The organism is Citrobacter farmeri (genome assembly GCF_019048065.1).
GTDB classification, from domain to species: domain Bacteria; phylum Pseudomonadota; class Gammaproteobacteria; order Enterobacterales; family Enterobacteriaceae; genus Citrobacter_A; species Citrobacter_A farmeri.
Genome location: NZ_CP077291.1, coordinates 3,564,515 through 3,576,691, shown reverse-complemented (window position 1 = coordinate 3,576,691; position 12,177 = coordinate 3,564,515). Strand labels below are relative to the sequence as shown.

Genomic DNA, 12,177 nt, shown 5'->3' with positions numbered 1-12,177 from the left:
AACTGCCGGATGGCGGCATAAATGCCTTATCCGGCCTACGATGCTACAAAACAACGAAAACCTACCCCGCGTCCGCCAGCACAAACATGCCGTATGGGTGAATTTCGAGGAAATACTGTTCGCCAATATCCGGCTGCAGACGAGTGGCGTTGACCTGTAACAGGATTTCCTGTCCGTGCCACTCCACCGTAACCTCATACTGCGGTCCCATATAGGCCACATGACGAATCACACAGCGCTGACTCTCTTCGCCATGGTCACTTAAGGTGATGGCTTCCGGACGCACACCGACAGTACCCGAGCCAGAAGCGACAAAATGGTCCGGACGCGGCAGGCGATAGCCAAAGATATCAACCGATGCCTCGCTGAAGGTCGCCGGGAACAGGTTTGCATCGCCCATGAAGCTGGCCATAAAGCGGGACGCAGGCTGACGATAGAGATCCTGCGGTGAACCGATCTGCATGATATGCCCCTTGTTCATCACCAGCACGGTGTCGGAAACCGCAAAGGCTTCGCTCTGATCGTGGGTAACGTACAGCGAGGTGATATCAAACTGCTTTTGCAGCTCGCGGATCTTATCGCGCATGCTGCGGCGCAGGTTGGCGTCGAGGTTACTCAGCGGTTCGTCAAACAGCAGTACCTTCGGTTTGAGGATCAGCGCGCGCGCCAGCGCCACGCGCTGCTGCTGACCGCCGGAGATCTGATCCACATAGCGATCTTCGAATCCTTCCAGATCGACCATCGCCAGCGCCTCTTTTACTCGCGCCTTCACATCAGCGCGGGACACGCCCAGCATCTTCAGACCGTAGCCGACGTTTTCTCCCAGCGACATATGCGGGAACAGGGCATACGACTGGAACACCATACAGATATCACGCTGCTGAATCGAGCGATGGGTGACGTCCTCACCATCAATAAAAATCTGCCCTTCGCTTGGTTTTTCCAGACCAGCGACCAGGCGCAAAATGGTGGTCTTGCCACAGCCAGACGGACCAAGCAGCGTCACCATTTGCCCTTGCGGGATGGTGAGATTGATAGTGTCGATGACCGTGTTACTGCCGAATCGTTTGGTGACGTTGCGCAGTTCAACGAAATTTTTCTGACTCATAGTGCGCTCCATTACGCCTGGTTTTTGGCTTTAGACCGGGAGATACGTGCTTCCCCAATCAGCCAGTCAAAGATGAAAATAATCGCCAGCATCACCACGATCAGAATCGACCCGTAGGCAATCGCCACGCCGTATTCGCCATCTTCCACACGGTTCAGAATGTAGGCCGTTGCCACGCGGGTGTCCGGCGTGACGAGGAAAACAATGGCGCTGACGGTAGTGATGGCGCGCACGAAGCTGTAGATCAGCGCCGAGAGAATAGCCGGGCGCAGCAGCGGCAGCAGAATGTGCGTAATGGTGCGTAAGCTCCCGGCACGCAGACTGAGCGAGGCTTCATCCAGTGATTTATCGATCTGGCCGAGTCCGGCGATCCCGGCGCGAATACCAACCGGCACGTTACGCATTACCATCGAGATAATGACAATCGCTGCGGTGCCGGTGAGGTATAACGGGGCGCTGTTAAAGGCGAGAATATAGGAAACGCCCGCCACGGTGCCCGGTACGGCAAAGCACAGCATGGTGGTGAACTCGATAGTCTTTTTGCCTTTGAACTGCTGGCGTACCACGACCCAGGCGATCAGCAGGCCGAAGGCGGCGGTGATCGGTGCGGCAATTCCGGCATACAGCAGGGTATCGAGCAGCGAAGGCCATGCGCCGTCGCTCATCCCCTGACCAAACAGCTTGATAAAGTTATCCAGCGTCAGGGTATAGTCCACGCCCCAGTTCACGGTGAAACTGCCGTAGAAAATACTGCCATAGAGCAGGGCGTTAAAGGCAATCCATATCGCCAGGATCGCCACTACGCTCCAGACCAGGGTGACCGGTAGCGGCTGCACGTCGCCGCGGTATGATTTCCCGGAGACGGTGACGTAAGAGCGTTTGCCAATCCACATGTACTGTACGCAGAACACTAACAGCGAGAACAGCAGCAGGAAGGCGCCCAGCGTACTGGCAGCCTGGTAATCGAGCTGTGAACCGGTGATGTAGAAGTAAATTTGCGTTGCCAGTACATCGAAGTTGCCGCCGAGGACCAGCGGGTTACTGAAGTCGGCCAGTGACTGCACGATGACAATCAGGAAGGCGTTTGCCAGAGCGGGTTTCAGCAGCGGGACAAATACGCCGTTAAACGTCTGCCAGCGACTGGCGCGCAGGGTGTATGACGCTTCTTCCAGCGACGGGTGAATGGTTTTGATCGCGCCGTCGAGGATCATAAACGCCATTGGGGTAAACGCCAGCACCTGCGCCAGCCAGATGCCGGTAAACCCGTACAGCCAGTTGGTGTTGGTCAGCCCGAACCACTCCACCATCAATTCGGTCACGTAACCAGAACGCCCCATCATCAGCGTGACGCCCAGCCCCACGACAAATGGCGGCGTGACGATCGGCAGGATTGAGAAGATACGGCCAATAACGGCGCTGCGTTGGGCGATACGGGTGGTATAAATCGCCAGCACCAGGCCGAAGAAAGTACAGCCGACGCCCACGGCAATCGACAGCGCGATGGAGTTGAGGATCACCTGAATAATATGCGCCTGTGACAGCACATTCATAAACGCCAGCGGTGCGAACTCCCCCGCGTCGTTGGTGAACATCGGAATGAAAATGGCGATGCTCGGCCAGACGATAAAGATGCCGATGAGCGCCACGATGGTGACCAGGGAACCGATCACAAACCGGTCGCCGCCCAGCCATTCGAGGCGGGTCAGCGCCAGGGTTATGATCGCGCCCAACGCCACAAACAACACGATGGTGGCATAGCCTAAACCACGCCCTTCGACGGTGGCGCTAATGACGATAAAGGCGATGCATAAGAACGCCCAGCCTGCGTCGAGGTAGTGGCGGCTGCGCTGTTCGCGTCGGGCTTCATGGAACGGGCGAATCAGCAGCAGGCTCGGCAGCAGATACCATAGCCAGCTGATATTGAACTGTGACCAGCCGTAGGCCTCGAGAATTTCATCGCTCGTGGATTCCAGCAGACCGTAATCCAGGCTCCAGCTCGGCAGCAGGACGAATGCCAGCCAGCCGAGTAAGACCCAAAGGAATATCGCATCCCGCTTTTTCACGGGATGGAGTGCAAGTGTGTGTGACATACGTTTTCCGCTGTTCAATCCTGAACAGGCCGGATAAGCGTGAGCGCCATCCGGCATTCAGGGTGACGATGATTGCCGGGTGGCGGCGTTGCCTTACCCGGCCTGCGTAACCTTAACGTCAGGAAGTCATCGTGTGGGCTTATTTACCCATCTTCACTTCGCTGACCCATTTATTGATCAGCGCCTTACGGACATCAGTTGAGCCGTATTTATCCATGTCGTAGTTGATAAGCTTCAGGTCATCGAGCTTCAGTGAGTTCGGCGAGGTTTCGGCGGTGGTGTTGGTCAGGATCTGATAGGATTTGCCTTTCTTCCACGCCAGCTCCTGCGCTTCTTTCGACAGTACCCAGTCGACAAACAGTTTGGCGTTGTCGAGGTTGCGCGCCCCTTTCAGGATGCTGACGCCGCCAATCTCATAGCCAGTACCTTCACACGGAGAAATCAGCTCCAGCGGCGCGCCCTGTTCTTTTTCCAGCGAGTAGTCGTGCAGGAAGCCGATGCCGATGGCCGTTTCACCGCGTGCGGCGTTGCGCGCCGGGGCAATTCCGGATTTGGTGTACTGTGAGACGTTAGCGTTCAGCTGTTTCAGATAATCAAAAGCCTGATCTTCCCCCCACAACTGGGCGAAGGTCGCCAGCGCGGTATAGGCGGTGCCGGAGCTTTGCGGATCGGCAATCTGAATTTCACCTTTGTATTCCGGTTTGGTCAGATCTTTCCAGCATTTCGGCACGGGCAGATTTTTTTCTTTCAGGCGCTGGGTGTTAACGCCGAAACCGAGGATACCCACGTAGACCGCCGATGAAAGGTTCCCCTTCACTTTTGCCGGATCGCGGAATTTCTCCATCACCTGTTCCAGGTTCGGGGATTTGTACGGTTGCAGCAGATCCATTTCACCGGCCTGAGACTGCGGGTCCAGCGTGCCGCCGTACCAGACGTCAGCCTGTGGGTTTTTCTTCTCGGCATCGACCTTCGCCAGCGTACTGCCGGAACCGTTGCGGATAAACGACGTTTTCACGTCATATTTTTCGCCAAAGGCTTTGGTTTCCGCTTCGCACATTTCGTTGGTAGCGCTGCAATAGACCACCAGACGACCTTTGGCGTGCGCGGCGCCTGATAAGGTCGCCAGCGCAACCGCGGAGGCAATCAGAGTAGAGGTAAGGGTCATTTTCATTGTTTTATCCTTTGACTGAGAGTGGTGGTGATGCCCGCCATCAGCAGCGGCATCAGCAGTAAACCCATAAGTACTGCGGTGACCGAGAGCAAACTGAACATCCCCGACCAGCCGTAGCGTTCAATGACCAGCGACAGAGGCCAGCCCGCCAGCGCTGCCCCCAGATAGGCAAACAGGCCGAGAAAACCGGTGATCGATCCTGCCGCCGCTTTGTGTCCACATTCCACCGCCGCCAGGCCAATCAACATTTGTGGGCCAAAGATAAAAAAGCCCACCGTAAAGAAACAGACTGCGAGCAGGGCGTAATGGTGAACCGGTGCCAGCCATAGCGCGGCGACAGAGACCATCAACCCCAGCGTAAACAACAAAATCATTGGTGCCCGCTGACCGCTAAACAGCAGGTCCGAACCCCAGCCGGCAAACAGCGCGCCGAGGAGTCCGCCAACTTCAAACAGCATCACCGTGGCGTTAGCGCTGAGCAGGTTAACGCCGTGGCTTTCCGTCAGCCAGATGTTGCCCCAGTCGTTGAGCGCAATGCGGATCAGATAGACCAGCACATACGAGACGCCCAACAGCCAGATCATCGGGTTTTTCAGCATCGTGGTACGCAGCATTTGCCACAGTCCCATCGGCGGACTCTGCTGCTCCTGGCGCAATTCCAGCGGATCGTTACGCCAGTGTCCGACGGACGGTAACCCCTCTTCCTGAGGTGTGCCTTTCAGTTGCAGCGTTAACCAGATCCCGAGAGCCATGCTGATTACCCCGGGCATCAGCATCGCGGCCTGCCAGCCCCACCAGTGAGCGGCGAAGGCGCTAATCAGCGGGATAATTGCCCCGCCAATATTGATAGACATATTCCAACAGCCCCACCAGAAGCCGCGCTCATTGCGCGAGTACCAGTGGGTCAGCAGGCGGGCGCAGGGTGGCCATCCCCAGCCCTGAAAAAATCCGTTGAGTGTCCAGACTGCCAACAACAGCGTCAGCGACTCGCCAAAGGCAAACACCACGTTCAGCAGACCGGTAGCGAACAGGCCAACGCCCATAAACCCACGCTGTCCGTGGCTGTCATGCCATAGTCCAGCGGTAAATTTCGACAGACCGTAGGTCAGATAAAACAGGGAACCCAACAGTCCGATGTCGCTTTTATCCAACCCGAGATCGGTTTGTAGCGCTGGCAACACGTAGTTCACACTTTTACGCGTCAGATAAAACGCGGCGTAACCGATGACCATGCACATCAGCAGTCGCGGACGCAGCGTGCGGTAACGTTGATTGATTTCAGTTGCTGCGCCTGCGTGCATAGCCGTCTCCGTTTTGCTGACTATAAGAAAGAGAAACCAAAAGGGGATGAGAGAAAGTCTGGAGTGACTAAGACTTTTTCCTGGTCAGAAGGCAATTTGTTGCAAATTTGTGGGCAAGTTAACACTTACCCGCGTACCGTGCCGTGACTCCAGCGCCAGTTCACCGCCGAGGGCGCTGACCCGCTCGCGCATTCCCTGAATGCCAAAACCGGCCATTTTGTCTGGGCTGATCCCCACGCCGTTGTCGGTGACATCCAGATGCAGCACATCTCCCTGCTGACGCAGGACAATCCGTACCTCGCTGGCTTCGGCGTGTTTACAGACGTTGTTGAGCAACTCCTGTAACAGTCGGTAGAGCGTAAAGCGCACCGTTTCATTCTCGGGCGTGGTGGTGAGCTGATAATCAAACTGGCAACGAATGCCGCGCTCTGTAAAGGCAAACTCATTGAGTAGATGGAGCAACGCCTCTTTGAACGACAGTTCGTCCAGCGCGGGCGGGCGAAGCTGGCGCAATAACTGGCGGGTAGAGAGGTGGATCCGCCTGGCGAGATCGTTGATCTGGCTGGCAGCGGCCTGGGCTTGCGCCGGGTCATGTGCCCGTTTCACCAACTGCGACTGGATCTGAATGGCGGTGATATTCTGTCCAATCTCGTCATGCAGTTCGCGCGCCAGGCTCTTGCGCGTATCCTCTTCGGTATGCACCAGTTTCTCGGCCAGCGCCCGTCGCGCCGCCAGTTCCGCTTCCAGGCGCTGGCGGTAATGGTGCAGGTTTTGCGCCAGATGCTGCTGACGGCTGATAGCGATCCCCAGACCAATGCCGAGCAGGGACTGCGTCGCGAGAAAGATTTCCAGTTCAACCAGGTTGCTGAACCCTACTCCGACCTGACGGGCGATGGTGATCATCATGCTGCCCAGCAATCCTGAGAGCACGCCGCCCTGCCAGCCAAACTTCCACGCCATCACGACATTGGGCAGAAATACTACTATCAACAACAGGCGTTCAATCTCTGGCGACAGCACCATCTGCGTGCCAATGCCAATGATAAAAAACAGACTACACCAGATGATGAGCGAGGTACGCAACGGCGGGTTATTGGTGTCCAGTCCAAGCAGGTGGTAGCGATGCTGTTGGCGCAGAAATTCAAAGATCAAGTAGACGAAGGGCGTCAGCAGCACGCCACCGGTAAATGACGCCAGACCGAGCAGCATCGCCGGACTTTTGACAAACGGCGACAGCAGGAGAGTATTGAGCAGTGATGCCGCCGTTACTGTCGCCAGCAGCAGCGTCAGTCGCTGCCAGTAAAGAGGAAAACGGTACCAGAAGGACTGCGCGAGACTGGCGGGAATCAGGCTAATGAGCGGTGTGGCCAGCAGAATATAGCCATTAAGCAATTGCTCACTGTGCAGCCAGAGCAGCATCAGCATTGGCGGCAGCACCAGCGCAGGCCAGTAGCGGCGCGAAAGCAGGATCAGCAGCGCCAGATAGACACCGTGCGGCAGGAACAGCGCCGCCTGCTGGCCGTTATGGGTCAGATAAAAACCGAGTGTCCACAGCATCAGCCCGCCGGTGCCCCACGCCAGCACAATAAACAGCGAGATGACGACGTAGCGAAGGTTGCGAGACATTAATGTCCTGCCAGCAGTTGATGATCGAGGGCGAAGTGGACGAGTTCGATGGTGCTGTGACAGTTCAGTTTGCCCAGCACGTTGGCACGATGGACATGCACCGTTTTATGGCTGAGATCGAGTTTGAAAGCGATTTCCTTAACGCTGTCACCTTTGACCAGTAAATCAAACACTTCCCGTTCACGCGGGGTGAGTACTTCCAGCACCGTCGATGACGTTTCACCCCCGCGCAACGCCCGCAGCGCGTCGGCGCAGAGATAATGCCCTCCCAGTCCAACGGAACGGACGGCCTGCACTAACTCTTCCGGCCCACAGCGTTTGGTCAGATAACCGCTGGCGCCAGCATCCAGCGCGCTCTGCACAAAGGTCGGCGTGTCATAGATACTGAGAATAATGGCGCGAAACTGCGGCCTCTTTGCCCGCAGGCGTTTCAACAGGCTCAGACCGTTTTCGTCCGGCATGGCGATATCCATCACCGCAACGTTAACGTCGTCGCGCAGTAAAGCAGGCCAGGCTTCCGCAGCGCTGCTGTACTGCCCTGCGACGTCGAGGTCTTCTTCGAGACTGAGTAATTGCGCAAAGCCAGAACGTACCACCACATGGTCGTCCACCAGCACCACACGTATCATGATTTTGCTCTCTTGCCGGATAATGACTCTATGATGCCTGGCGCCGCTGCGCTGGCAATCAATCAGGTACAGTTATGGAATGAATGTAACAAAATGGCAATATTTGGGGGGCAGAGGTTATGCGTTTTTCCTCTCACCTGACCCACGGAAAGAAACATAAGACGAACGGAACACTTCCCAGAAACGGCATGACGCATGTCAACAGCCCATGCCGGATGGCGCTACGCTTATCCGGCCTACGACACTGCTTCGCGCGCCCTGAACCCGCATCCCTGCGGGTTCCCCCGGCCCTGCGGAAACACGTCGGCAATTTTCAGCCGGACCAATCCACACCCTACCATCTCCGCAGTTTGCTTTTTTACAGCGAAATGACTTTACCTGAAAGGCAGAGAATTGAAGCGATGCCGTTGGTCCGGCGTGAAAATCGATGAGCCGTTGACGGCTGACCGGGTCCGCCCGCAGGGAAGCGGGCGGAGGGGGCGGCCTGCAGGGATGCAGGCTCGGCCCCGACCCGACAGGCAGACGGCATAAGGCGAATGGACCACAACGTGGCGATTTTCCTCGCCGGGAGCCGGGATTGTTAAGGGTGTGGCGGAGAACGCCCTTAACACGTTCGCGGGTGAGTTGTTCCCAGAGAAGCAATGGACATAAAGCGAACGGAACCCTTCTCCATAGCGACATATAAGGCATAGCTAAATATTGAAAATCGCTAACCATTCCCACTTTTTTTCTAAAAACGCTTTGTTCTTAGCAAGAATTTTTAATTCCTTTATCAAATCCGGCCGCAACGAAATACTGCCCCCATAACAAGACAAGGGAGCAGACAATATGGCACGTTCATCGCGTAATACACTTCTTGCCGCACTGGCATTCATCACCTTTCAGGCGCAGGCGGTGAACGTCACCGTCGCGTATCAAACCTCCGCTGAACCGGCGAAAGTGGCGCAGGCGGATAACACCTTCGCCAAAGCGAGCGGGGCCACCGTTGACTGGCGCAAATTCGACAGCGGCGCGAGCATCGTTCGCGCCCTGGCCTCTGGCGATGTGCAGATCGGCAATCTCGGCTCCAGCCCGCTGGCGGTCGCCGCCAGTCAGCAGGTACCGATTGAAGTTTTCCTGCTGGCGTCAAAACTTGGTAATTCCGAAGCGCTGGTGGTGAAGAAAGATATCAGCAAACCCGAGGATCTGATCGGCAAACGCATCGCGGTGCCGTTTATCTCTACCACCCACTACAGTCTGTTGGCGGCATTGAAACACTGGGGGATCAAACCCGGTCAGGTGGAGATTGTGAACCTGCAGCCGCCGGCGATTATCGCCGCCTGGCAGCGTGGAGATATTGATGGGGCTTATGTCTGGGCACCCGCTGTTAACGCACTGGAAAAAGACGGCAAGGTGCTGACCGACTCGGAAAAAGTCGGCGAGTGGGGGGCCCCAACGCTTGATGTGTGGGTGGTGCGCAAAGACTTTGCCGAGAAGTATCCGGAGGTGGTGAAAGCCTTCGCGAAAAGCGCTATCGACGCGCAGCAGCCCTATATTGCAAATCCCGACGAATGGCTGAAACAGCCGGAGAACATCAGCAAGCTGTCGCGCCTGAGCGGCGTGCCGGAAGCCGATGTGCCGGGGTTGGTGAAAGGCAATACCTATCTCACGCCTCAGCAGCAGACGGCTGAACTCACCGGCCCGGTGAACAAAGCGATTATCGACACCGCGCAATTTCTGAAAGAGCAGGGCAAGGTGCCTGCGGTAGCAAGCGATTACAGCCAGTACGTTACCGATCGCTTCGTGCAATAAAGGAGGCGCTGATGCTGCAACTCTCTCATCTGTATGCCGATTACGGCGGTAAACCGGCGCTGGAAGATATTAATCTGACGCTCGACAGCGGTGAACTGCTGGTGGTGCTGGGGCCGTCGGGATGTGGCAAAACGACGCTGTTGAACCTGATTGCCGGATTTGTGCCGTATCAGCACGGCAGCATTCAACTGGCAGGAAAACGCGTCGATGGACCGGGGGCGGAGCGCGGCGTGGTGTTTCAGCACGAAGGGTTACTGCCGTGGCGTAATGTGCAGGATAACGTCGCGTTGGGTCTGCAACTGGCCGGCATCGGGAAAGCGCAGCGTGTCAGCATCGCTCAGGAAATGTTGAAAAAAGTCGGGCTGGAGGGCGCCGGAAAACGCTTTATCTGGCAGCTTTCCGGCGGTCAGCGCCAGCGCGTTGGCATTGCCCGCGCGCTGGCGGCGAATCCACAGCTGTTGCTGCTGGATGAACCCTTTGGCGCGCTGGACGCTTTTACTCGCGAACAGATGCAAACTCTGCTGCTAAAACTGTGGCATGAGACCGGCAAGCAGGTGCTGCTGATTACGCATGATATTGAAGAAGCCGTGTTTATGGCGACCGAACTGGTGCTGCTGTCCCCTGGGCCTGGCCGGGTGCTGGAGCGTTTGCCGCTGACCTTTGCCCGCCGTTTTGTGGCCGGTGAAGCAAGCCGCAGCATTAAGTCCGACCCAGAGTTTATCGCGACCCGCGAATACGTCCTGAGCCGTGTCTTTGAACAACGGGAGGCCTTCTCATGAGTGTGGTGATCAACGATAAACCGCGTCAACGGCCGCTGAAGTGGCGCTGGCCGTTCTCGCGCCAGATAACCCTGAGCCTTGCAACGCTGACGGTGATTCTGGCGGTGTGGTGGACGGTTGCGGCGCTGCAGTTGATAAGCCCTTTATTTTTGCCGCCGCCGGACCAGGTGCTGCAAAAGCTTATTACCATCGCCGGTCCGCAAGGGTTTATGGATGCCACGCTGTGGCAGCATCTGGCCGCCAGCCTGACCCGCATTGTGTTGGCGCTGCTGGCTGCGGTGGCTTTCGGCATTCCGGTCGGGATCGCGATGGGGCTCAGCCCGACGCTACGCGGCATTCTCGATCCGATTATTGAGCTTTATCGTCCGGTGCCACCGCTGGCCTATTTGCCGTTGATGGTGATCTGGTTCGGGATTGGTGAAACGTCCAAGATCCTGCTGATCTATCTGGCGATTTTTGCCCCGGTCGCGATGTCTGCGCTGGCCGGCGTGAAGAGCGCGCAGCAGGTGCGGATCCGCGCCGCTCGATCGCTGGGCGCGAGCCGGGCGCAGGTGTTGTGGCTGGTCATTCTGCCAGGCGCACTGCCGGAGATCCTTACCGGATTGCGCATTGGCCTCGGCGTGGGCTGGTCAACGCTGGTGGCGGCGGAGCTGATTGCGGCAACGAGGGGGTTAGGGTTTATGGTGCAGTCGGCCGGTGAGTTTCTGGCGACCGATGTGGTACTGGCAGGGATCGCGGTGATTGCGATTATCGCTTTTATTTTAGAACTGGGTCTGCGCGCGCTTCAGCGCCGTCTGACACCCTGGCATGGAGAAGTCCAATGAGTGAACGTCTGAGCATTACCCCGCTGGGGCCGTACATCGGCGCGCAGATCGCGGGGGCGGACTTAACCCGCCCGCTGAGCGACAATCAGTTTGAGCAGCTTTACCATGCGGTGCTGCGACATCAGGTGGTGTTCCTGCGCGAACAGGCTATCACGCCACAGCAGCAGCGCGCGCTGGCCCAGCGCTTTGGCGAGCTGCACATTCATCCGGTTTATCCCCATGCCGAAGGCGTGGAGGAGATTATCGTGCTGGATACGCACAATGATAATCCACCGGATAATGACAACTGGCACACCGACGTCACCTTTATTGAGACACCGCCTGCCGGGGCGATTCTGGCGGCTAAGGAGTTACCGTCCACCGGCGGCGATACGTTGTGGACCAGCGGTATCGCGGCGTATGAGGCGCTATCAGAACCGTTTCGCCAGTTGCTGAACGGTCTGCGGGCGGAACATGACTTCCGTAAATCCTTCCAGGAATACAAGTACCGCAAGACAGAGGAGGAGCATCAGCGCTGGCGTGAAGCGGTGGCGAAGCATCCGCCGCTGCTGCATCCGGTGGTGCGAACCCATCCGGTGAGCGGTAAGCAGGCGCTGTTTGTCAATGAAGGTTTTACCACGCGCATTGTCGATGTGACGGAGAAAGAGAGTGAGGCGCTGCTCGGCTTCCTGTTTGCGCATATTACAAAACCAGAGTTTCAGGTGCGATGGCGCTGGCAGCCAAATGACGTGGCGATTTGGGATAACCGCGTGACACAGCATTATGCAAACGCCGATTACCTGCCGCAGCGGCGCATTATGCACCGGGCGACAATCCTGGGGGATAAACCTTATTTTCGCGCGGGCTGAATAGCCGATG

10 protein-coding genes are annotated in these 12,177 nt (G+C 57.1%); 4 read left to right on the top strand and 6 right to left on the bottom strand.

Annotated elements, in window-relative coordinates; translation table 11 throughout:
- Positions 1-61: 61 nt before the first annotated feature.
- The 6 genes from fbpC to I6L53_RS16790 all read right to left on the bottom strand — a co-directional run bounded on the left by fbpC (position 62) and on the right by I6L53_RS16790 (position 7,925).
- Complete coding sequence (gene fbpC / locus I6L53_RS16815) at positions 62-1,108, bottom strand: ferric ABC transporter ATP-binding protein (RefSeq protein ID WP_042324648.1); 1,047 nt, start codon at positions 1,106-1,108, stop codon at positions 62-64.
- A gap of 11 nt (positions 1,109-1,119) precedes the next feature.
- A complete protein-coding gene (locus tag I6L53_RS16810) occupies positions 1,120-3,198 on the bottom strand; it encodes an ABC transporter permease (RefSeq protein WP_042324861.1) in 2,079 nt (692 codons plus the stop codon).
- Positions 3,199-3,337: 139 nt separating this feature from the next.
- Positions 3,338-4,369, bottom strand: coding sequence for an ABC transporter substrate-binding protein (locus I6L53_RS16805; protein ID WP_042324646.1), 1,032 nt, complete (start codon positions 4,367-4,369; stop codon positions 3,338-3,340).
- Entirely contained in the window at positions 4,366-5,670 is a 1,305-nt protein-coding gene (uhpC, locus tag I6L53_RS16800; RefSeq protein WP_042324644.1) for an MFS transporter family glucose-6-phosphate receptor UhpC, read from the bottom strand. Before uhpC ends, I6L53_RS16805 begins: the two co-directional genes overlap by 4 nt.
- A gap of 84 nt (positions 5,671-5,754) precedes the next feature.
- Positions 5,755-7,296, bottom strand: a complete 1,542-nt coding sequence (locus I6L53_RS16795) for an MASE1 domain-containing sensor histidine kinase (protein WP_042324641.1) — start codon at positions 7,294-7,296, stop codon at positions 5,755-5,757.
- Positions 7,296-7,925, bottom strand: a complete 630-nt coding sequence (locus I6L53_RS16790) for a response regulator transcription factor (RefSeq protein ID WP_042324639.1) — start codon at positions 7,923-7,925, stop codon at positions 7,296-7,298. The genes I6L53_RS16795 and I6L53_RS16790 overlap by 1 nt, the downstream gene beginning before the upstream one ends.
- A gap of 828 nt (positions 7,926-8,753) precedes the next feature.
- Here I6L53_RS16790 and tauA point away from each other — a divergent pair.
- From tauA to tauD, 4 genes are read left to right on the top strand one after another with little or no spacing between them, the layout of a single operon-like run.
- Complete coding sequence (gene tauA / locus I6L53_RS16785) at positions 8,754-9,716, top strand: taurine ABC transporter substrate-binding protein (protein ID WP_042324637.1); 963 nt, start codon at positions 8,754-8,756, stop codon at positions 9,714-9,716.
- 11 nt (positions 9,717-9,727) lie between these two features.
- The gene (tauB, locus tag I6L53_RS16780; protein ID WP_042324636.1) at positions 9,728-10,495 is read left to right on the top strand and encodes a taurine ABC transporter ATP-binding subunit; all 768 of its coding nucleotides are present in this window, start codon (positions 9,728-9,730) and stop codon (positions 10,493-10,495) included.
- Positions 10,492-11,319: a taurine ABC transporter permease TauC gene (tauC, locus tag I6L53_RS16775; RefSeq protein ID WP_042324634.1), complete on the top strand. Its 828-nt coding sequence runs from the start codon at positions 10,492-10,494 to the stop codon at positions 11,317-11,319. The genes tauB and tauC overlap by 4 nt, the downstream gene beginning before the upstream one ends.
- Positions 11,316-12,167, top strand: coding sequence for a taurine dioxygenase (gene tauD, locus I6L53_RS16770; protein ID WP_042324633.1), 852 nt, complete (start codon positions 11,316-11,318; stop codon positions 12,165-12,167). The genes tauC and tauD overlap by 4 nt, the downstream gene beginning before the upstream one ends.
- The last annotated feature ends 10 nt before the right edge of the window (positions 12,168-12,177 follow it).